Source organism: Viridibacillus arenosi (genome assembly GCF_001955655.1).
Lineage (GTDB): Bacteria > Bacillota > Bacilli > Bacillales_A > Planococcaceae > Viridibacillus > Viridibacillus arenosi.
The window spans coordinates 1-20,870 of record NZ_MSPW01000015.1; the positions used below are offsets into that span (position 1 = coordinate 1).

The following is a 20,870-nucleotide window of genomic DNA, read 5'->3' on the forward strand; positions in this document are numbered from 1 at the left end:
GGTAGTTGGGGGTTTCCCCCTGTGAGAGTAGGACGTTGCTAGGCACATCAAAGCACAGCTGATTTAATCAGTTGTGTTTTTTTATTTGTCAAAAATGTAATGGTATATAAGATTTATATATCATTAAATGTAGTTTTTTATATTGTTATAAGTTTGGCGGGTTTGCGGGTTTTATTTTCCGAATCAGAGGAGAGCTGGATTAGTAGCTTCATTATTATGGCTAATTTAATTTGAGACATGGTAAACAGTGATCAAAATTTGCTTGGTAGGGAAATTTCTTTATTTAGGAAAGTTTGAGATTTACAATTATTGAATATTGCCATTTAAATAGAGTAAATGTAACTTCATTAGTGTAACTATTAATGATAGGTAGTTTAAAGTATTAGAAAAAGCTAGAATCATACAATATTAGCTGGATAAAGTAAAAATATTTTATGTAAAAGTAGTTTTTTTTATGAAAATCTATTGCTAAAGCGTAGATTAGCTGATATAATAAATCTTGTCTTAAAGAAATGGTCCGGTAGTTCAGTTGGTTAGAATGCCTGCCTGTCACGCAGGAGGTCGCGGGTTCGAGTCCCGTCCGGACCGCCATTTACTTTTAAATTCAAATGTAAACACAGCTAATGTAGCTGTGTTATTTTTTTATGTCCAAAAAATTTTAGCCCGTTCACTTTGAACATTTGCGGCGCTTTAGGTAAACTATAGTTAATGTAAGTTTGAGAGGATAAGGTCGAATGACAATGGAGATATTGGTTAACTCATTAGAAGAAACACAAAATCTTGCTTTGAAACTGGCTGATTTGCTGGAAGCGCAGGATACGATTACACTTGAAGGAGATCTTGGCGCAGGTAAGACGACTTTTACACAGTCTTTGGCGAAGGGATTAGGAATTACACGTACAGTAAATAGTCCAACATTTACAATTTTAAAGCAATATGAGGGTAGATTGCCATTCAATCATTTAGATGTCTATCGACTAGCTGATAGCGACGAAGATTTAGGCTGGGATGAATTGTTTTTCGGTGATGCTGTGTCTGTAATAGAATGGGCTCATCTTATTGAGCAAGATCTGCCAGCTGAACGTCTAGGGATTGAAATCCATCGAATAGATGAAAATAAAAGACGATTTTTATTGAAACCAATCGGTAAGCGTTATGAAAGATTGTGTGAGGAGTTAATGAAATGATTTGGTTAGGGATAGATACATCGAATTCCCCGTTAGCTGTAGCCATTGTAAAAGATGGTCAAGTTGTAGCGGAGGAAGTAGCGAATATTAAATTAAATCATTCAATTGGGGCTATGCCTGCAATTGAGCGATTATTTGAAAGAGCAAAGATGAAACCAGCTGAAATTGATGCAATTGCAGTTGGAGAGGGTCCTGGTTCTTATACAGGTGTGCGCATTGGTGTTACGATTGCTAAGACACTTGCTTGGACATTAAAGAAACCACTAGTTGGTATTTCTAGTTTAAAGCTCTTAGCAGCAAATGCAGCACTTTATAATGGAGTTGTATGCTCTATTATTGACGCGAGAAGACAAAATGTCTACGCAGGTGCTTATAATATGTCAGCAGGTCTAACGTCAGCAGTTGAGGATGGGCATTATAGCTTGCAAGGATTACTTGAAAATTTAAAGAACTTAAATGCACCAGTGATGTTCGTTGGACATGATGTGGATTTATTTTGGGAGTCAATCCAAGACCAACTAGGAGATCATGCAGTACGTGCACCTTTTACTTTAGATTTACCTAGTGCTAGTCAGCTAATTCAATTAGCTTCACAACAGGAATTGCCTGATATTGAAGCTGTACATTCATTTGTACCTCAATATCGTCGTTTAGCTGAAGCTGAGGCGAATTGGATAAAAGAGCAGAAAGGTCAGTAATAGGTGAAACGATGATTATTTATCGAGAGATGACAGTGGCGGATGTACCAGCAGTGCATGCAATTGAAGCTGAAGTATTCCCATCACCGTGGACGATGGATTCTTTTTATCATGAAATGACTACAAATACACAAGCTACCTATGTTGTTGCTGTGGACGGCACAGAGCAAATTATAGGGTTTTGTGGCATGTGGATTGTATTAGATGAAAGTCAAATTACAAATGTGGCAGTAACAGCATCTGCTAGGGGTTTAGGGATAGGTGAAGGACTAATGCGTGAAGCAATTCGTATCGCTCGTGAACGGGCAGTTGTCGTTATGAGTTTAGAGGTACGTGTTACAAATACAGTTGCCCAAAATCTCTATCGTAAACTTGGCTTTCAAGATGGAGGTATCCGAAAAGGATACTATACAGATAATCAAGAGGACGCTCTTGTCATGTGGGTGAATTTATAATGGAAAATCGATATATATTAGGAATCGAAAGTAGTTGCGATGAAACGGCAGCTTCTATTGTCAAAAATGGGTGTGAAATAGTGTCAAATGTAGTGGCATCTCAAATTGAGAGTCACAAACGTTTTGGTGGTGTTGTACCAGAAATTGCTTCAAGACACCATGTAGAGCAAGTGACACTAGTGATTGAAGAGGCATTGGCGCAGGCAAATATGAAGCCAGAGGATCTAGATGCGGTAGCAGTAACAGAAGGTCCTGGGTTAGTTGGGGCACTTTTAATTGGTATTAATGCAGCGAAGGCTTTTGCATTTGCTAATGGCCTCCCGTTAATAGGTGTACATCATATTGCAGGGCATATATATGCAAATGCTTTAATGCAGCCGATGGAATTTCCTTTACTTGCTCTAGTGGTATCTGGTGGACATACAGAACTTGTTTTCATGAAGGAACATGGCTCATTTGAATTGATTGGAGAAACTCGTGATGATGCTGCTGGTGAAGCTTATGATAAGGTAGCTCGCGTATTGAATATTCAATATCCAGGTGGTCCGCATATTGACCGTATGGCGCATGAGAGTGATGAAGCAGTTAAATTTCCCCGAGTTTGGTTGGAAGAGGATTCATATGATTTCAGCTTTAGTGGTTTAAAATCTGCAGTGATTAACTATAAGCATAATGCCGAGCAACGAGGCATCGAAGTAAATCCATTACATGTTGCTAAAGGTTTCCAAGATAGTGTTGTAGAAGTGTTAACAGCGAAAACATTACGTGCAGCGCGACAGTTCAATGTGAAACAAGTAATTGCAGCTGGTGGTGTTTCAGCTAATAAAGGTCTGCGTAAATCACTAGATGAAACATTTGCTAATGAAGGTATTCCTTTTTATGTGCCACCACTTAAATTGTGCACAGATAATGCGGCAATGATTGCTGCTGCTGGTACATTTATGTTTGAAGCTGGAAAGCGTAGCGATATGGGAATGAATGGACGCCCAGGTATGGAATTAGTATCTTGGCATAAATAATATCACTTATTTATTAAAACTAAATTGTGTATGAGAAAAGATTACTTTCGTCAGAAAGTGATCTTTTTTTCATAAAATGGGAACAAGGGATGAAAAATACGAACATTCGTACTTATGCACAATCTGTGGATAAGTTGTGGATAATATGTGTGTTTTCAACATATGGTATTGTCTTTTACACAACTAAATGTGTGTAAAATAAATTTACGTTGTGGATAATGTGTATAACTATGTTAATATACTGGGAATAAAGGAGTTATAATGTGTATAACCCTGTGGAGAAAAAATACGTAAAATTTCTTCTTGACCTATATATGGGACATGAATTGTTCTTATACGACAAAAACCGCGTGCTCATCGACACGCGGTTTTCTTTTAAAACATTTCAAGTTGTTCGTTTAGTTCAAGCCATTCCATCTCAGCTGTTTCATGCTCTTCTTTGGTTTCATCAAGTTGATGTTGAAGGGCCATTACTTTTTCGTGATCAGGGAAGATTTCTGGATCGCACAGTTGCTCCTCTATGAAACGGATTTGCTCTTGATAGTTTGCCATACTATCTTCAATCTCTTCAATTCGTCGACGAATTTGACGTTCCTTCTTTTTCGCTTCCTTATCGATTTTTCCATTTGTCGTCACTTTTTCTGGAGCTTGCTCTTTTGGAAGAGGTATTGCTGCAAGTTTTTCAGCTGCTAATTCTTCAAGCTCTTTTTTCTTCTCTACAAAATAATCATAATCACCTAAATATTCAAAGCTACCATCAGCCGATAAATCAATAACTTTTGTAGCAATACGATTAATGAAATAACGGTCGTGGGAAACAAATAGTAAAGTGCCTGGATAATCGATGAGCGCATTTTCCAATATTTCCTTACTATCTAAGTCTAAATGGTTCGTCGGTTCATCAAGAATAAGGAAATTACATTTTTGAAGCATCAGTTTCGCGAGTGCAAGACGTGCTTTTTCCCCACCCGATAAATCTTGTACGATTTTACTGACGTCATCACCAGAGAATAGGAAGCGACCTAGCACTGTGCGAATGTCTTTTTCGTTCATTAATGGCCATTCATCCCAAAGCTCTTTTAAAACAGTTTTGTTGCTTGTAAGCTTCGCTTGCTCCTGGTCATAATAACCGATTTGAATATTCGTACCATAATGAATGTCTCCCGCAATGACAGGTTTGTCCTTTACAATGGTTTTTAGTAGTGTAGATTTACCAACACCATTTGGTCCAACAAGGGCAATGCGATCTTCGCGGAAAATACGCATATTAATATGTTGAGATACTAATTTCCCATCATAGCCTATTGCTACATCATTTACTGCCAGTACATCATTACCACTTTGTCGGTCGATGCCAAAGGTAAATGTCGCTGATTTCTCATCGCCATCAGGTGAATCCATCCAATCAGTCTTCTCTAACACTTTACGTCGGCTTTGTGCCATTTTCGTCGTTGAAGCACGAGCGATATTTTTTTGGATAAAGACTTCTAATTTTGCCTTTTCATCTTGTTGCTTTTCGAATAGTTTCATATCACGTTCATAGTTTTTCGCCTTCTCATCTAAGTAGCGACTATAGTTACCTGTGAACTTTGTGACATGATGACGAGAAACTTCGTAAACAATAGATACAACTTGGTCCAAGAAATAGCGGTCATGTGATACGATTAAAATAGCGCCGTCATAATTTTTTAAATAGTTTTCAAGCCAGCTTAATGTTTCAATATCTAGATGGTTTGTAGGTTCATCCAAGATTAACAAATCAGGCTTAGTTAAAAGAAGCTTTGCAAGGGCAAGACGGGTACGTTGCCCACCAGAAAGGGCAGAAATATACTTGTCATAATCAGCTGGATAGAATTGCATACCATGCAAAACGGAGCGTGTATCGGCTTCGTATTGATAGCCACCTTGCTCTTTGAAGTCATGCTGTAACTGATCGTACTCAGCCATTACCTTAGCATAAGTTTCTGCATCCTCATAAACAGCAGGATCAGCCATTTTATGCTCTAAGTTTCGTAACTGCTGTTCTTGTTTTTTTATCGGTTCGAAAATAGTCATCATTTCTTCCCATATAGTTAGAGAAGATTCTAAACCAGCATGTTGTTCTAAATATCCTAGGCGAACATCTTTTGGCATAATGATATCACCAGAATCATAAGAAAGCTGACCCGCTATAATTTTCAGTAATGTAGATTTACCAGCGCCGTTACGGCCAACAAGTGCAACACGATCTCGATGCTGTACTTCTAGCTTAACGCCGCTTAAAATTTCATCCGCAATGTAAGATTTATATAATTGATTGACTTGTAAAACAATCATTTTAGACACCTCAGTTCAATCTTAGTTTATCGGATTGCGCAGTTGGGTGCAATGAGATAACTTTACAGGATAACAATCGTCATGTAATATTGAAACGATTTCGGATTGATTGCAGGAGGAAACTGTGTGAAACACGAAACAACTAAAATTCCACAAGCTACGACAAAAAGGCTTCCTCTCTATTATCGATTTATTCAAAACTTCGCTAAAGCAGGGCAGGAACGCGTCTCTTCAAAGGAATTAAGTGAAGCGATGAAAATTGATTCTGCGACCATTCGTAGAGACTTTTCTCATTTTGGAGCGCTTGGCAAAAAGGGCTACGGCTACGATGTCCAAAAAATGCTAGCGTTTTTTAGAAATATATTAGACCAAGATGAGCGTATGAATGTAGCACTAATAGGGGTAGGGAATTTAGGGAATGCCTTTTTGAAATATAACTTTCAAAAGAATCATAATACAAAAATTGTCGTTGCATTTGATACAAAAGCTCCGCTAGAAGGTAAAATGATAAGTGGTATACCTGTGTATCATCCGGATGCGTTAGAGGACAAGTTTGTTGAGTACGGAGCAGAGCTTCCTATCTTAACTGTACCATCACGCTCTGCACAGATGATGACAGATCGTTTAGTGAAGATGAATGTTAGAGGTATATTAAACTTCACACCGATTAGAATATCAGTACCGGATTCAATTCGGGTGCATACGATTGACTTATCTATCGAGTTACAAACGCTTATATACTTCATGCGAAATGATGAAGAATAACTCGAAATATTCACATTTATAAAATAGCATAATTTAGCGAAATGAGTTAAAATAAGAAGATATTATGAGGAGGTGTCTGTTATGGTTGGCCCAGGGAGTGCTATTATCATAGGGACTGTAGCCCTACTTATTTTCGGACCGAAGAAATTACCTGAGCTTGGAAAAGCAATGGGTTCTACTCTCCGCGAATTCAAAAACGCTACTAAAGGTTTAGCAGAAGACGAAGAGGATACAAAAAAAGTCGTCGATGTTAAAAAAGAAGAAAAATAAGTTAGGATGTTAGTTGGATGAACAATAATGAACTAACGATAATCGAACATATAGAAGAATTAAGAAAACGGCTATATATTGTTGCCGTTTTCTTTGTTATTAGTGTTATCGGTAGCTTCTTTTTAGCTGAACCGTTAATCCACTTTTTACAATTTAATAGTGAAGAAGCACAACAACTACAATTGCATTCATTTAAAGTAACAGATCCAGTAAAGGTCTATTTCCAAGTTATTTTCATTCTATCTGTTGTCATAACATCGCCTGTTATTTTGTATCAGATTTGGTCATTTATTAGTCCAGGTTTATATGAAAAAGAACGTAGAGTAACACTAAGCTATATTCCATACAGTGTATTACTATTCTTGGGAGGCGTCGTGTTCTCATATGAACTATTGTTCCCTTATATTATTAAGTTTATGATGCAAATGTCTGTGGAATTAGATGTGCAACAAACGATAGGAATCAATGAATACTTCGAATTTTTAATGCAAATCACCTTGCCATTCGGAGTAATATTCCAATTGCCAATAGTGGTCTTATTCCTTACACGCTTAGGTATAATCACACCAATGATGTTGACTAAAGTACGAAAATACGCGTACTTTATCTTACTAATCATTGCGGCTATCATTACCCCACCAGATATTATGTCTCATATGTTTGTAACATTACCGCTTTGTATTTTATATGAGATTAGTATCCTTATTTCTCGTGTAGGCTACCGCAAGTATTTAAAAGCGGAACAGCAACGCCAAATTGAATTGGCAAACAATCCTTCTACTGATGAATAATCAGTAGAAGGATTTTTTATTTGGAAAATTAAAAATAGATGAGGGAATACATAAAAAAACCTACTCCACAAAAGAGTAGGTCGGCAATCTTACTGTCCTAAAAACTTCATAAGATCATCTTGATAAAGTTGAACTAAAGTTACAAAGCCATTTAGCATCATATGCGCAATAATCGATGTAATAATGCGTTGTGTCTTATGATATAAAAACGCGAATATAAAGCCTGAAATCGCATACAGTATGATGTGTGAAAAGTCGAAGTGGATCACGGCAAAGACAATTGCACTTACTGCAGCAGCAATAAAGAAATTTGTCTTTCGGAAAATTGAACCGAAAATAACACGGCGGAAGATAAATTCCTCTAAAATCGGTCCAAACACTACAATACCTATAATAGCTACTGGTGCCACATCTGCAATTTCAATTAAATTAGCTGTATTTTCTGAGCCAGTTTTTATGCCTAGACCTTGTTCGATGAGGGCACCGACTGTTTGGCCAAAGAATACGAGGAAGAAGCCAATTATACCCCAGCCGATTGACATAGGAATAGAAGCCTTTTCACCTTTAAAAACTTGCCAAAAACCTTTATCTCTCCTAACAAGAATGAGTGAAACGATTAGAGCGGTACCCATGCTGATGAATATCCACCAACCTTGGGTCATGAGAATAGCTGAGTTTAAACTAAGGTCAGGATTCATTTTCTGTATGAGCTTAAGAAGCGGTTTCAAAAAAAGAATAGATGACAGTTGCATAATAATGTAGACAATCAAAACAAAAAATGCGGTTTTCTTTGATTTCAAATTTAAAATCCTCTCTTAAAAAAGGTGTTATCTCTATTGTAGAATACTCGCTTTCGAAAACAAAATAATTTATGCTTCTTACTTGCAAAAAAAGATGGAATTCTTTATTATAAGAATTGTGTTAGCACTCATGACTTAAGAGTGCTAATAAAATATAAATTCAACATTTCTAGGAGGTTGTTTCACTTGTTAAGACCATTAGGTGATCGCATTATTATCGAATTAGTCGAAGTAGAAGAAAAAACAGCATTCGGCATCGTTCTTCCAGACTCTGCAAAAGAGAAACCTCAGGAAGGTAACGTTATCGCAGTAGGTACTGGCTTCTTGACTGACAGTGGTACAACAGTTCCACTTAACGTAAAAGAAGGAGACCGCGTTATCTACTCTCAATACGCTGGTACTGAAGTAAAATATGAAGGTAAAGAATATTTAATTTTACGCGAAAGCGATATTTTGGCTATTATCGGCTAATAACTGAAACTAAAAACTATTCAGGGGGTACGCATCAATGGCAAAAGATATTAAATTTAGTGAAGAAGCACGCAGCTTAATGCTTCGCGGAGTAGATAAATTAGCAGATGCTGTTAAAGTAACATTAGGACCTAAAGGACGTAACGTCGTTTTAGAAAAAACTTTTGGCTCACCACTAATCACAAACGATGGTGTAACAATCGCAAAAGAAATCGAGTTAGAAGATCCATACGAAAACATGGGTGCAAAACTTGTATCTGAAGTAGCTTCTAAAACTAACGAAATCGCTGGTGACGGTACTACTACTGCAACAGTTCTTGCGCAAGCAATGATCCGTGAAGGATTGAAAAACGTTACAGCTGGTGCTAACCCAGTTGGTATTCGTAAAGGTATCGACAAAGCAGTAGCTACAGCTATTACTGAACTACAAACTATTTCTAAACCAGTTGAAAACAAAGAAGCAATTGCTCAAGTAGCGGCTATTTCTGCAGCTGACGAAGAAGTAGGCGAGTTAATCGCAGAAGCTATGGAACGTGTTGGTAACGACGGCGTTATCACTATCGAAGAGTCAAAAGGCTTCACTACTGAACTTGATGTAGTAGAAGGTATGCAATTCGACCGTGGTTATGCATCTCACTACATGGTTACTGATACAGATAAAATGGAAGCTGTCCTAGACAATCCATATATCTTAATCACTGACAAGAAAATCGCTAACATCCAAGAAATTTTACCAGTACTTGAACAAGTTGTTCAACAAGGTAAACCACTTTTAATCATTGCTGAAGACGTAGAAGGCGAAGCACTTGCTACATTAGTAGTGAACAAACTTCGTGGCACATTCAATGCAGTAGCAGTTAAAGCTCCTGGATTCGGTGACCGTCGTAAAGCTCTATTAGAAGATATCGCAATCCTAACTGGTGGACAAGTAATCACTGAAGATATCGGTTTAGATCTTAAACAAACTTCAATCGATATGCTTGGTCGCGCAGCGAAAGTTGTTGTAACTAAAGACCACACTACAGTAGTAGAAGGCGCTGGCGAAATCGGTTCAATCGAAGCTCGCGTAGGCCAAATTCGTGCACAATACGAAGAATCTACTTCTGAATTCGATAAAGAAAAACTACAAGAACGCCTTGCTAAATTAGCTGGTGGTGTAGCAGTTATCAAAGTTGGTGCTGCAACTGAAACAGAACTTAAAGAACGTAAACTACGTATTGAAGATGCTCTAAACTCAACTCGCGCAGCAGTACAAGAAGGTATTGTAGCTGGTGGTGGTGTTGCACTAGTAAGCATCTACAACAAAGTAGCTGAAGTTGCAGATGCATACGAAGGCGACGTAGCAACAGGTGTTAAAATCGTTCTTCGTGCTCTTGAAGAACCAGTTCGTCAAATCGCTAACAACGCAGGTCTTGAAGGTTCAATCATCGTAGACCGCCTAAAACGCGAAGAAAAAGGCATTGGTTTCAACGCAGCAAACGGCGAATGGGTTAACATGATCGACGCTGGTATCGTAGATCCAACTAAAGTAACTCGTTCAGCACTACAAAACGCAGCATCTGTAGCAGCTCTATTCTTAACTACAGAAGCAGTTGTAGCAAACATCAAAGAAGCAGCAGCTCCTGCAATGCCTGATATGGGCGGCATGGGCGGTATGATGTAGGGTTCGCACGATGCGAATCACGTAACCGTTGCGACAGGACGTCGCGAACTTAGGTTACGTTCCTTACCAATGTGGTAAGACATCTCGTACGCTTTCACTGCGCTAAAAAACGCAAGGCACTATCTAACTTTGTGTTTGCAAGACCCTAACATTAGACTACTCATCTAAAGTTAAACCCCCTTATCATTTCTTAAGTGAATTGATAAGGGGGTTTTTTGTAAAGTGTTAAATAGTAAATTACTATTAGTGATTGATACTGATTTATCTTTTATGGTTATTCATGTGAAATTATTAAATTAGATATATTTTACGGAAATATATCTGAAGGTGACGGAGTTATATCCTATTACAGGAATACACAGGAGAAAATTCATTGGTGCACTATTGAACATTAATGAAAAAATATTTCCTTGAGAAAATATGCTACTTATATAAACTTTTAATAATAATAAAAGCAGCCCTGCAATCACTGCAAGGCTGCTTTTTAAGTATCAAAATTTATTTACTATGAAGTAATATTTTCATTAAGGGCTTACTCTATACATCTACATATCTAAAGAGTAAGCATACTATAACTTTATAAAAAATAGGAGGGATATCCAGTGTCTAATGCTTACTTAGACTTATTAGCATACTTTGGAATTGGTGGTGCACATCCTGGTGGGTTTAATCTAACCCAATCAATATTAAAAGACGCAAATATTAAACCAAGTGAATCTGTATTAGATGTAGGTTGTGGTACAGGGCAGACATCAGCTTTCTTGGTGAAAAGATTTAAGTGCCAAGTGACTGCAATAGATAAACATCCAATTATGATAGCAAAAGCAGTGGAACGATTTAAGAATGATCCATCCACAGTTAAGGTAATGGAAGGGAACGCGGAATGTTTGAATTTTGAGGATGACTCCTTCGATTTCATCATTGCTGAATCTGTTATCGTGTTCACAAATATTGAAAAGACGTTACATGAACTTGCTAGGGTGTTGAAAAGTGATGGCAGGTTGATCCTTCTTGAAATGACGGCTGAACAGAACCTGACGGAAAAATTGCAGAGAAAAGTATGCAATTTATATGGAATCAAAGAAATTTTAAGCGAAGATGAGTGGCGGGCTAAGTTACAGCAAGCTGGATTTACTCGTCTTGAAATAATCGATACACCATCTGAACTTAGTCCAAGTGAAGTAGATGATATTAATCAATCGGATAACATAAAAAAAGAGCTGTTTGATTTATTGGAAGAGCATAACGAATTAATAAATCATTATCGTCATTTCATAGGCTATCGAGCTTTTAAATGCTATTTCTAACATAACTTTTAAAAAAAGAATTGAAATGGCATCCTTAAAGTTACTCATCAATTGCAAATTTGGAACCGGCAATTATTTCATCAGAGGATTTATAATATAACTCGCCCTTTTTAAAGGGACCGTGATTCTTTTGATAGCTATCAACAATCTGAAAGCCTAGATGATAACCAATCCATTTTGGCAGTGGTCCTCTAGCTTTACCATATAAAAAAGGGTAATGATTATTTATGTCTTGAACATTTAAAGAAGGTATAAAACGTCGTTTCCATATAGCAGAAGCATCTTCAAATGAGTAGAGATTGACCCAAGGACCAATCCATTTTTCACCATACAAATCTTTTACTGCATATTCTCCAAGTCCTTCAATGATGAGTGAATCTTTTAACGTAATTTTATTCGAAGCCAAATCTAAATGTTTTATTCTACAAACATGGTTATATTCATGGGCTAATAAAGCCTTTAGTTCTGTTATTGGAAGATCTACAGATACGAATAAAAATAATGCCCCACTATAGGCCACACCGTTTTTACTTGGTGTTTGTTTTCTTGACTTTATATTCGCGTTTTTTATAGGGAAAATATAGATTGAAACTTTTGGACCTTTCCATAATCTCCTTAAATACTGATATTCCTGCTCAACAATTTGCCAAACTTTTTGATCTTCTAACTTCTTTACGGTGCTCTTTAAGTTGGTCCATTCATACGGCTCAAAAAGTCCATAATTCTGGAGTTCATATTGCCAGACTTCTGGGTTGGCCTTAGGCTTTAATCCTTCGAGTGGTCCGCATAGTGTCTCACATTGTAAGTAAGATGCTCCTTTACCAGACTGCTCTTCACATAGTTCAATAAACTCATAAAGCCAAGGTTGCGTTTTGATCACTGACATATATCTCATCCTTTTAGTTTTGATGTCTTTTAGTATATGTATGGGATGCATCATTGCTTTTGATAAATATAAATAGCTACTAATCCTTTATTCACTAGACGATTGTCCATTACGTAAATTTATCACCTCCATATACTAGCAGAGCATACTTGTATGTAAATAGTCGTGGAAGGAGGATTAAAATGAATCAAATATATGATCAATGTTGTAGATTTCATGGAAGAACGGTGAGGATTACTTGCAATGATGGTAGAGTTCATGTAGGGGAAATTACCAGAGTTAATAGAGATATGGTCTGGATTCGACCTACTGGAGGTCTTGGTGGTTATGGTTTGGGATTCTTTGGGGGAGGTTTTGGATTCAGACGTGGATTTGGACGTGGATTTGGTTTTGGATTTGGCATAGCTCTTGGTGCAATTACTGGAATCGCCTTGGCTTCAGCATTTTTCTGGTAAGACCTATTTAATCCAAGTTCACGTTCCCACAAGCATAGTATAACTTCCATTAATTAATCTCTTGCAAATAATAAGGGAAATGGGGTAAACGCGTGCTTTGGCTGAACAACAAAGCCATAAAAAGGAGAGTAAATTGAACTGTGCCTAATTGTTAGATACAAACTGACAATTGAAGGTGCAGTTTTTTTGTACATAGGTGCTTTTATTGAAAGCTCAGGAAATTTTCCTGGTTATTCCAACGAATCAAGGGGCAGCTTCTTTCATTTGAACGATGATATAAAATATTATATTTTTGCTTATAAAAAAACGTGCAAGCAAGTGCTGCACGTTTTTATTTCTTATCTATCTTCTTCTTCCCAACATTCCGTGTTTTTTAATCCCGGAATTGATTTTGCATAAAATGAAGGGTTTTTACCTTGTTTACGTTGTTTGGTAAAGTCATCCAATACACGGAAAGCTACTTTTCCTAGTAAGATAATGATGATGATATTTAACATCGCCATTAGCCCCATAAATAAATCAGCTAAGTTCCAAACAAGTGATACATGAGCTACAGAACCGAACATGACCATTCCTAGAACTACTAAACGGTAACCCGTTAACCATCCTTTATGTGCGTTCATAAATTCGATATTTGTTTCACCATAATAGTAATTTCCCACAATCGAACTAAATGCGAAGAAAATAATCGCAATTGCTATAAAGTATGGAGCCCAACTTCCTACATGTACAGCGAAGGAATTTTGAGTTAGGACGATTCCGTCATCTGGTCCTGTTGAATATAGACCTGCCAAAATAATAATGAAAGCAGTAGCAGAACAAATAACAATTGTATCAAAAAATACGCCTAGGCTTTGAACGAGACCTTGTTTTGCAGGATGTGAAGTACTTGCAGTAGCAGCTGCATTTGGTACACTACCCATACCAGCTTCATTTGAAAATAAGCCGCGGCGTACACCTTGCATAATTGCAACCCCAATAGCTCCTCCAGCTGCTTCTTTCAAGCCGAATGCTTCAGATAAAATTAGGCTGAAGACTCCTGGTATTTCCGATAAATTAGTTGCGACCACGTAAAGAGCGATGAGTAAATAGAATATGGCCATAACGGGTACAATTACTTGTGTAACTTTCACAATTCTATGTACGCCACCAAAAATAATCATAGCTGTTAACACAACTAATACGATCCCAATGATATAAGGCTCGATATTAAATGCTTCTCCAACTGAAGTAGCAATCGTATTGGACTGTACTGCATTGAAGATAAAACCAAAGCTTAAAGTTAAAAGAATACTAAAGACTATTGCCAGTTTGCGTTGGCCTAGCGCTTTTTCCATGTAGTAAGCAGGACCACCACGGAAAGAGTTACCATCTCTTACTTTGTAAACCTGTGCAAGTGTACTTTCAATAAACGCGGTAGCCATTCCGATAATGGCGATAATCCACATCCAGAATATAGCTCCAGGTCCACCGACCCCGATAGCTAGTGCTACTCCTGTTATATTTCCTGTACCTACACGAGAAGCTGTACTAATAGTAAAAGCCTGAAACGCGGAAACGCCCTCGTCTTTTTCTTTTTTCTCCATTATTAAACGGAACATTTCGCCAAACATACGAAACTGTACAAATTTAGTTCCAATCGTAAAATACAAACCAGCACCTAGTAGTAATACGATTAATATATATGTCCATAAAACATTATTTGTTTCATCAACTATATTCCCGATCCATTCCATTTATCTGCCTCCTTTTTTGCATACCTTTTAGTTTATAACATTTTTTAATAAACAATCAACTTAAAAGAGAAAATAAGTACGGTCAGTCTTTGACTTAATTTTTTTATTTTATTAATAATATTAAAGTCATAAATAAAGACAAACCTAAGTTGATTACAAAGGAATTTTTCGAATGTTGCTTAATCTATAGTTATGATTTTTACTGATTTGTACTGTCTTTCTTCATATTTAAATATAAGTCTAAAATTTTCAGCATCATAATGAGTATACTGTAATTTGATTATTCACCAATGCTATACTTTGAATAATTGTTTGTTAGGTGGTGTTAGAAGTGAATATAAAGGAACATGTTTTAAAAAGGTTAGAAGAACAGCTTCAATTGCACGGCCATCTCATTGGAGTAGCAGCAGGTTCCGGGATGACGGCTAAGTATGCAGAAGTTGGTGGAGCGGATTTTATACTGGCTTTGAGTTCCGGGCGCTTTCGTCAAATGGGTGTTAGCTCATTAGGAGGCTTTTTAGCTTACGACAATAGCAATGATCTTGTTATGAGTTATGCATCGAAAGAGTTGATCCCTATTGTTAATAATATTCCTGTAATCTTTGGATTACAGGCAACAGATCCCACAATCGAGTTGGCTGAAAAACTAAATGAAATTGAGAGGGCAGGATTTGCTGGTATTAATAATTTCCCGAGTGTGGGGTTAATAGATGGCCAATTTCGTGAGGCATTAGAGGAAAATGGGATGAGTTATGCACGTGAAGTGGAAGCTATTGCGATGGCGAACAAGAGAGGACTATTTACTGTTGCTTTTGTATTTAATGTGGAACAGGCAGAGCAAATGATGAAAGCTGGGGCAGCGATCATTTGCGCGCATTTGGGACTAACAGTAGGTGGTTCTCTCGGAGCTAAGAAGATTTTATCATTGCAGCATGCAAAGAATCTTGCAATGGAAATATTTGAACGTTGTGAGCAATTTAATAGACCGGTTATACATATGATATATGGTGGTCCCGTGAATAAACCAATAGATGTCCAATTTATGTATGATGGTACATCAATCATGGGATATATTGGCGGTTCTTCTATAGAACGCATACCTACTGAACAAACAGTTACACAAGTTACAAAGTCTTTTAAGAAATCGGATGACTTTCATTATGATGAGCTAATAGAGAAGATTATTGATGGGATGGGGAGTCAAAGAGACTATATTGAATTTGTGAAGAAATATATTCACCTTCATTATATGGATCAAATTCATTTACGGGATATTGCCAAAATGTTGAATTTATCAAGTTCATATTTAAGTACATTATTTAAATCTGAAGTAGGAATGGCTTTTACACAATATCTAATTGAATTTAGATTGAATAGAGCTGTTGATATATTAAAAAAACAGTCTTTACCATTAACGAATGTGGCTGAAATGGTAGGTTACCCAAACTATGTACAATTTAGCGTCATATTTAAAAAGCATAAAGGCGTTTCTCCAAAAGAATTTATAGAATCTAACATAAACAAAAGTTAATGAAATATAAACAGATTCATTTTGCCTGTATGAATTGGTATATTAATGATAAGAAGTTTTGAAAGCGTTTTCTTCATTATTTATAGATTTACCAAAAGGGAGAGATGAACTTGAAAACAATCGCATTGACAGGTACCTTCGATACAAAAGGACAAGAGTTTCTATTTGTAAAAGAACTTATTGAATCTTTAGGAATGCAAACATTGACGATTCATACGGGAGTATTTGATCCTCAATTTAAACCAGATGTGAATAATGATGAGGTTGTAGGTATTGTTGGTGAAGACATTATAGCAATTCAAGAAAAAAAGGATCGAGCACATGCTACAGCGGTTCTATCAAAAGGTATGGAACTACTAATTCCAAAACTCTATGCTGAAGGTAAATTTGATGGCATTCTATCGTTCGGTGGCACAGGTGGAACCTCGATTGCGACACCAGGTATGCGTAAATTACCAATAGGTGTTCCAAAAGTGATGGTTTCAACTGTAGCTTCTGGTAACACTGAGCCATATGTTGGAACAAGCGATATCGTGATGATGCCATCTGTTGTAGATGTTGCAGGGCTAAATGTCATTTCTACTCGTATTTTTACAAATGCAGCCTTTGCGATTATGGGTATGCTTCACTTTGAACATGATTTGAAATTTGAAAAGAAACCGCTAGTAGCAGCTACAATGTTTGGTTTAACAACTCCTTGTGTGAATTTCGCTAAGAAATATATGGAGGACCGCGGATATGAAGTACTGATATTCCATGCTACTGGTGTAGGTGGCCGGACAATGGAACAGTTAATCGAAACAGGATTTATAGATGGTGTATTAGACTTCACCACTACTGAATGGGCAGATGAATTAGTTGGCGGTGTTTTAGCTGCTGGACCAAGTCGTTTAGAAGCAGCGGCTAAAAAAGGTATCCCACAAGTTGTTTCTTTAGGTGCTCTTGATATGGTGAACTTCGGACCATTTGATTCTGTTCCAGAGAAATTTGGAGGACGTAATTTCTACAAACATAATCCAACAGTTACATTAATGCGAACAAATGAAGAAGAAAATAACCGAATTGGTGAAGTAATTGCTGAAAAGTTAAATATGGCAAAAAAAGATACAGTATTAATGCTTCCGTTGAAAGGTTTATCGGGGCTTGATGTAGAAGGACAGTCTTTCTATGGTCCTGAAGAGGACACTGCGTTATTTACTGCACTGCGTAAAAAATTAGATAATCCAACAGTTGAAATTGTTGAAATGGATTTAGATATTAATGCACAAGCATTTGCAGAACAAGCAGCTGAGCGCTTAATAGCAATGATGAACAAATAAAGAGGAGTGACAAAAATGGTTCAATTAAATAGAAAAGATATTTTAGCACGTTTTACTGAAGAAATTTCCAATGGAAACATCTTATTAGGAGTAGGAGCAGGTACAGGTATTACTGCAAAAAGTAGTGAGGCAGGCGGAGCTGATATGCTAATTGTATATAACTCAGGTCGTTACCGTATGGCTGGTCGTGGCTCACTTGCAGGATTGTTATCTTATGGAGATGCAAATCAAATAGTTATAGAAATGGGCAATGAAGTATTACCAGTAGTCAAAGATACACCAGTTTTAGCAGGTGTGAATGGTACTGACCCATTCCGTGTAATGGATGTCTTTTTAAAGCAATTAAAAGAACAAGGTTTCAGCGGTGTTCAAAACTTCCCAACAGTTGGTTTAATCGATGGTGTATTCCGTCAAAACCTTGAGGAAACTGGCATGGGTTATGGACTTGAAGTAGAAATGATTCGTAAAGCGCATGAATTAGATATGTTGACAACACCTTATGTGTTTGATGAAGAACAAGCGAAGCAAATGGCTGAAGCAGGTGCAGATATCTTAGTTGCTCACATGGGACTGACGACAAAAGGAACAATTGGTGCACATACTGCATTAACATTGGATGACTGTGTGGAACGAATTCAAAAAATTATCGAAGCAGGTCGCGCTATCAATCCTGATATTTTAGTTATTTGCCATGGTGGACCAATCGCGGAACCAGCAGATGCTGAATATGTAATTAACAAAGTGGACGGTATTTGCGGTTTCTTCGGTGCCTCAAGTATAGAGCGTTTCGCTGCAGAAAAAGGAATTAGAGAACAATCAGAAGCTTTCAAGAATATTCGTTCTTAACTTGCTAAGCAAGAGATTGTTACTTTATTAAAATGATAGTAATTCACTCTTGCTCAAAATGAAAATCTAAAGCAACCTTGCAAATACTTAGCAAGGTTGCTTTTACATATCATCTATTATTTCTGCATAATCCATTTTTCCGTGGAAAGACTATATTTACAGAAAGGATGAGTGTTTAGATGGAAGAAAATAAATACGCACAACTTAACCATGAACAATTGAGAGAAATTAATGAAATGGAAGAGAAATTGGGTGTAACATTGATTGCTTACGATACATCTGCAACTCAAACTAATAGGTCTACATCCTTTAATAATGCTTCTTCTGAAATCAATCCGTCTTAGAATCCCATTACTCATGGGCAGTAATTAGTAAGAGTATAAGCTGAAAATCAAAAGAACCTCCTCATCTTATGAAAAAGGTGAGGAGGTTCTTTTTTTTATAATAACACTTATGGATTTGTTGACCATAAACCAGCTGATTTTAGAAGAACTCTTGGGTGTAATTTAAGTTGGGCAACCATAAAGTCTGCAATATCTTCTGGCTGCATTACTTTATCTGGATTGCCATCAGTTAAATTCAGTTCGACTGCCATATCAGTAGCAACAGTGCTTGGTGTTAAGGTACTAACACGAATATTATGTTTTCTTACTTCAAGCATTAATGATTCACTTAGAGCAATAACAGCAGCTTTTGAAGCACTGTATGCACTAGTAACAGGTGCACCTTTTTGACCAGCTGTTGAAGAGATATTAATGATATCACCAGTTTGGCGTTCAATCATTTCTGGAAGTACAGCACGTGTTATGTAATATACGCCCATGACATTTACTTGGATGATTTTCGCCCACTCTTCTGGATCAAGCTCAAGGAAATTTCCGAATTTAGAAATACCAGCGCTGTTTACTAAAATATCGATAGCACCAAGTTCCCCACGAATTTTTTCGACTGTTGCATTTGCTTCATCGATATTCGATACATCACCTGTTGCAATGGCTACCTTCACTCCGTATTCTTTTAGTTCAGCTACTACATTTTCTAAATTTTCAAGAGTTCGGCCAATTAAGCCAATGTTAATGCCCTCTTTTGCGAAAGCAATTGCTGTAGAACGTCCAATTCCACGTCCTCCACCAGTTATAAGCGCTGTTTTACCATTTATATTTTGCATCTATCTCTCTCCTTACTATTTATAAAATCGTACGAATTTTAATTTAGTATTCATATATGGTACCTTGACCGAATGAAAATGTATATTATTTTGCTTTGTAGCCGTTATCTAACACACTGAAAAATGATTGTGAAAACATAGTTATGTCTTCCACTAAAAATTAATCATTCGCTTTGTAGTCATATGCTAAAGTGTGAATCACTTTCTTTACAAACTCATCAATTTTACTATCTAAGCGACACTTAGGGTAAACGAGCTGAATTTTGCGGGTTAGAGTAATATCGTTCAATTCCTTTTTGAGTAATGTTCCTGATTTTAGTTCTTCATCCATTAGAGCAATAGAGATAAAGGCTAATGTTTTGCCGTAAGTTAACATCTTCTTAATGGTACTAACTGAATCTAGTTCAATTGTGTAGATAGATGGTGCAAAAGGATCTAACCACTTTCCGATGAAATGATTAGTTGAGCTTGAAGAGGTATGCAATAATATTTTGCTTTTAAGGACATCTGATTTTGAGATGTCCTTTTTTGTTGCAAGTTCGTGTGTGGGACTTAATGCAAGAACAAGAGAATCTTCACCAATAGTTTCGTAAATGAGTGCTTGATCTTCTTGTTTTGTTTCCATTATAAGTCCAAAGTCTAGCTCTTGAAGTATTAACTTCCTTTCGATTTCAGGAGCCGTCTTTACTTCTAAAGAAATTCTTATATCTGGATAAGCTGTGGAAATTTGATCGATGATATCAGGCATGAAAATATGGGCAGGAAGCCCACTTGCACCTAGTCGAATTGAGCCGATATTGCCTTCTATTAGGTTTTCAAAGAATTGATTCATGTCTTTTTGTAGCTGTACGATTTGCCGCGCATAGTGATAGAGTCCTTCTCCCGCCTCAGTTAAACGATAACCCCCAGCATTTGTACGGAATAAGCGTACTCCATATTCTTCTTCTATTGAACGAATATGAAATGATACAGTAGGCGCAGTAATGCCTAGCTCTTTAGCAACAGGAGCTAGCTTTTTTAAATTTACGAGCAAGCAAAATGCCTGTAATTTGAGATTATTCATTTTATCCTCCTAAAGTAAATTAGATAAACTCTTGCATTGGCTATAGTATATTAGAGTTTTTTTAACGAATTGTTAATACTAGGTTAATATTTCCTAAATATCTGGATCTTATAGTGGTTATAGA

21 protein-coding genes and 1 tRNA gene are annotated in these 20,870 nt (G+C 36.9%); 16 read left to right on the top strand and 6 right to left on the bottom strand.

Features of this window, described 5'->3' with window-relative positions:
- The first annotated feature begins 514 nt into the window (after window positions 1–514).
- The 5 genes from BK137_RS19545 to tsaD all read left to right on the top strand — a co-directional run bounded on the left by BK137_RS19545 (window position 515) and on the right by tsaD (window position 3,359).
- Window positions 515–591: transfer RNA gene (locus tag BK137_RS19545), tRNA-Asp, on the top strand.
- 143 nt (window positions 592–734) lie between these two features.
- Window positions 735–1,187: a tRNA (adenosine(37)-N6)-threonylcarbamoyltransferase complex ATPase subunit type 1 TsaE gene (gene tsaE / locus BK137_RS19550; RefSeq protein WP_038179489.1), complete on the top strand. Its 453-nt coding sequence runs from the start codon at window positions 735–737 to the stop codon at window positions 1,185–1,187.
- Window positions 1,184–1,885, top strand: coding sequence for a tRNA (adenosine(37)-N6)-threonylcarbamoyltransferase complex dimerization subunit type 1 TsaB (tsaB, locus tag BK137_RS19555; RefSeq protein WP_038179487.1), 702 nt, complete (start codon window positions 1,184–1,186; stop codon window positions 1,883–1,885). The genes tsaE and tsaB overlap by 4 nt, the downstream gene beginning before the upstream one ends.
- An 11-nt stretch (window positions 1,886–1,896) precedes the next feature.
- Window positions 1,897–2,340: a ribosomal protein S18-alanine N-acetyltransferase gene (rimI, locus tag BK137_RS19560; RefSeq protein WP_038179485.1), complete on the top strand. Its 444-nt coding sequence runs from the start codon at window positions 1,897–1,899 to the stop codon at window positions 2,338–2,340.
- Window positions 2,340–3,359, top strand: a complete 1,020-nt coding sequence (gene tsaD, locus BK137_RS19565; protein ID WP_038179483.1) for a tRNA (adenosine(37)-N6)-threonylcarbamoyltransferase complex transferase subunit TsaD — start codon at window positions 2,340–2,342, stop codon at window positions 3,357–3,359. The genes rimI and tsaD overlap by 1 nt, the downstream gene beginning before the upstream one ends.
- Before the next feature lie 375 nt (window positions 3,360–3,734).
- Here tsaD and BK137_RS19570 read toward each other — a convergent pair whose 3' ends face one another.
- Window positions 3,735–5,675, bottom strand: a complete 1,941-nt coding sequence (locus BK137_RS19570; protein WP_038179481.1) for an ABC-F family ATP-binding cassette domain-containing protein — start codon at window positions 5,673–5,675, stop codon at window positions 3,735–3,737.
- A 126-nt stretch (window positions 5,676–5,801) separates the two neighbouring features.
- Here BK137_RS19570 and BK137_RS19575 point away from each other — a divergent pair, with 126 nt between their 5' ends.
- The 3 genes from BK137_RS19575 to tatC all read left to right on the top strand — a co-directional run bounded on the left by BK137_RS19575 (window position 5,802) and on the right by tatC (window position 7,501).
- The gene (locus BK137_RS19575) at window positions 5,802–6,440 is read left to right on the top strand and encodes a redox-sensing transcriptional repressor Rex (protein WP_038179479.1); all 639 of its coding nucleotides are present in this window, start codon (window positions 5,802–5,804) and stop codon (window positions 6,438–6,440) included.
- 81 nt (window positions 6,441–6,521) lie between these two features.
- Entirely contained in the window at window positions 6,522–6,710 is a 189-nt protein-coding gene (locus tag BK137_RS19580; RefSeq protein ID WP_038179477.1) for a twin-arginine translocase TatA/TatE family subunit, read from the top strand.
- A 17-nt stretch (window positions 6,711–6,727) separates the two neighbouring features.
- Entirely contained in the window at window positions 6,728–7,501 is a 774-nt protein-coding gene (tatC, locus tag BK137_RS19585; RefSeq protein ID WP_038179469.1) for a twin-arginine translocase subunit TatC, read from the top strand.
- Window positions 7,502–7,590: 89 nt separating this feature from the next.
- Here the strand turns inward: tatC and BK137_RS19590 are convergent, their stop codons facing one another.
- A complete protein-coding gene (locus BK137_RS19590) occupies window positions 7,591–8,301 on the bottom strand; it encodes a CPBP family intramembrane glutamic endopeptidase (protein WP_051448553.1) in 711 nt (236 codons plus the stop codon).
- Between the two features lie 186 nt (window positions 8,302–8,487).
- Here BK137_RS19590 and groES point away from each other — a divergent pair, with 186 nt between their 5' ends.
- From groES to BK137_RS19605, 3 genes are all read left to right on the top strand, one after another.
- Window positions 8,488–8,772: a co-chaperone GroES gene (gene groES, locus BK137_RS19595; protein ID WP_038179465.1), complete on the top strand. Its 285-nt coding sequence runs from the start codon at window positions 8,488–8,490 to the stop codon at window positions 8,770–8,772.
- Window positions 8,773–8,809: 37 nt separating this feature from the next.
- The gene (gene groL / locus BK137_RS19600) at window positions 8,810–10,435 is read left to right on the top strand and encodes a chaperonin GroEL (protein WP_038179462.1); all 1,626 of its coding nucleotides are present in this window, start codon (window positions 8,810–8,812) and stop codon (window positions 10,433–10,435) included.
- Between the two features lie 602 nt (window positions 10,436–11,037).
- Window positions 11,038–11,742, top strand: coding sequence for a class I SAM-dependent methyltransferase (locus BK137_RS19605; protein ID WP_038179461.1), 705 nt, complete (start codon window positions 11,038–11,040; stop codon window positions 11,740–11,742).
- 40 nt (window positions 11,743–11,782) lie between these two features.
- Here the strand turns inward: BK137_RS19605 and BK137_RS19610 are convergent, their stop codons facing one another.
- Complete coding sequence (locus BK137_RS19610; protein ID WP_038179459.1) at window positions 11,783–12,628, bottom strand: DUF2268 domain-containing putative Zn-dependent protease; 846 nt, start codon at window positions 12,626–12,628, stop codon at window positions 11,783–11,785.
- A 182-nt stretch (window positions 12,629–12,810) separates the two neighbouring features.
- On the opposite strand from BK137_RS19610, the gene BK137_RS19615 reads away from it, so the two are divergent.
- A complete protein-coding gene (locus BK137_RS19615; protein ID WP_038179457.1) occupies window positions 12,811–13,083 on the top strand; it encodes a hypothetical protein in 273 nt (90 codons plus the stop codon).
- 338 nt (window positions 13,084–13,421) lie between these two features.
- Here BK137_RS19615 and BK137_RS19620 read toward each other — a convergent pair whose 3' ends face one another.
- Window positions 13,422–14,819, bottom strand: coding sequence for an alanine/glycine:cation symporter family protein (locus BK137_RS19620; RefSeq protein WP_038179455.1), 1,398 nt, complete (start codon window positions 14,817–14,819; stop codon window positions 13,422–13,424).
- A gap of 331 nt (window positions 14,820–15,150) precedes the next feature.
- On the opposite strand from BK137_RS19620, the gene BK137_RS19625 reads away from it, so the two are divergent.
- The 4 genes from BK137_RS19625 (at window position 15,151) to BK137_RS22440 (ending at window position 18,859) form a co-directional block, all read left to right on the top strand.
- Complete coding sequence (locus tag BK137_RS19625) at window positions 15,151–16,350, top strand: phosphoenolpyruvate hydrolase family protein (protein ID WP_038179453.1); 1,200 nt, start codon at window positions 15,151–15,153, stop codon at window positions 16,348–16,350.
- Window positions 16,351–16,460: 110 nt separating this feature from the next.
- Window positions 16,461–17,669, top strand: coding sequence for a Tm-1-like ATP-binding domain-containing protein (locus BK137_RS19630; RefSeq protein ID WP_038179451.1), 1,209 nt, complete (start codon window positions 16,461–16,463; stop codon window positions 17,667–17,669).
- A gap of 15 nt (window positions 17,670–17,684) precedes the next feature.
- On the top strand, window positions 17,685–18,515 hold the full coding sequence (locus tag BK137_RS19635; protein WP_038179449.1) for a phosphoenolpyruvate hydrolase family protein: 831 nt from the start codon (window positions 17,685–17,687) through the stop codon (window positions 18,513–18,515).
- A 179-nt stretch (window positions 18,516–18,694) separates the two neighbouring features.
- Window positions 18,695–18,859 carry a hypothetical protein gene (locus BK137_RS22440; protein ID WP_164491919.1) on the top strand — a complete coding sequence of 55 codons (165 nt, stop codon included), beginning with the start codon at window positions 18,695–18,697 and terminating at the stop codon, window positions 18,857–18,859.
- 107 nt (window positions 18,860–18,966) lie between these two features.
- On the opposite strand, the gene BK137_RS19640 is transcribed toward BK137_RS22440, so the two are convergent.
- Both BK137_RS19640 and BK137_RS19645 read right to left on the bottom strand, forming a co-directional pair.
- The gene (locus tag BK137_RS19640; protein ID WP_038179448.1) at window positions 18,967–19,683 is read right to left on the bottom strand and encodes a 3-ketoacyl-ACP reductase; all 717 of its coding nucleotides are present in this window, start codon (window positions 19,681–19,683) and stop codon (window positions 18,967–18,969) included.
- A 160-nt stretch (window positions 19,684–19,843) separates the two neighbouring features.
- On the bottom strand, window positions 19,844–20,746 hold the full coding sequence (locus BK137_RS19645) for a LysR family transcriptional regulator (RefSeq protein WP_038179446.1): 903 nt from the start codon (window positions 20,744–20,746) through the stop codon (window positions 19,844–19,846).
- Window positions 20,747–20,870 lie beyond the last annotated feature (124 nt).

What these genes read in the sequence shown, in the direction of transcription:
- BK137_RS19645 (WP_038179446.1), bottom strand. Translation starts at nt 20,746, where the DNA reads ATGAATAATCTCAAATTACAGGCATTTTGCTTGCTCGTAAATTTAAAA.
- BK137_RS19640 (WP_038179448.1), bottom strand. Translation starts at nt 19,683, where the DNA reads ATGCAAAATATAAATGGTAAAACAGCGCTTATAACTGGTGGAGGACGT.
- BK137_RS19635 (WP_038179449.1), top strand. Translation starts at nt 17,685, where the DNA reads ATGGTTCAATTAAATAGAAAAGATATTTTAGCACGTTTTACTGAAGAA.
- BK137_RS19570 (WP_038179481.1), bottom strand. Translation starts at nt 5,675, where the DNA reads ATGATTGTTTTACAAGTCAATCAATTATATAAATCTTACATTGCGGAT.
- rimI (WP_038179485.1), top strand. Translation starts at nt 1,897, where the DNA reads ATGATTATTTATCGAGAGATGACAGTGGCGGATGTACCAGCAGTGCAT.
- BK137_RS22440 (WP_164491919.1), top strand. Translation starts at nt 18,695, where the DNA reads ATGGAAGAAAATAAATACGCACAACTTAACCATGAACAATTGAGAGAA.
- tatC (WP_038179469.1), top strand. Translation starts at nt 6,728, where the DNA reads ATGAACAATAATGAACTAACGATAATCGAACATATAGAAGAATTAAGA.
- groL (WP_038179462.1), top strand. Translation starts at nt 8,810, where the DNA reads ATGGCAAAAGATATTAAATTTAGTGAAGAAGCACGCAGCTTAATGCTT.
- tsaB (WP_038179487.1), top strand. Translation starts at nt 1,184, where the DNA reads ATGATTTGGTTAGGGATAGATACATCGAATTCCCCGTTAGCTGTAGCC.
- BK137_RS19620 (WP_038179455.1), bottom strand. Translation starts at nt 14,819, where the DNA reads ATGGAATGGATCGGGAATATAGTTGATGAAACAAATAATGTTTTATGG.
- BK137_RS19615 (WP_038179457.1), top strand. Translation starts at nt 12,811, where the DNA reads ATGAATCAAATATATGATCAATGTTGTAGATTTCATGGAAGAACGGTG.
- tsaD (WP_038179483.1), top strand. Translation starts at nt 2,340, where the DNA reads ATGGAAAATCGATATATATTAGGAATCGAAAGTAGTTGCGATGAAACG.
- BK137_RS19610 (WP_038179459.1), bottom strand. Translation starts at nt 12,628, where the DNA reads ATGTCAGTGATCAAAACGCAACCTTGGCTTTATGAGTTTATTGAACTA.
- BK137_RS19580 (WP_038179477.1), top strand. Translation starts at nt 6,522, where the DNA reads ATGGTTGGCCCAGGGAGTGCTATTATCATAGGGACTGTAGCCCTACTT.
- tsaE (WP_038179489.1), top strand. Translation starts at nt 735, where the DNA reads ATGACAATGGAGATATTGGTTAACTCATTAGAAGAAACACAAAATCTT.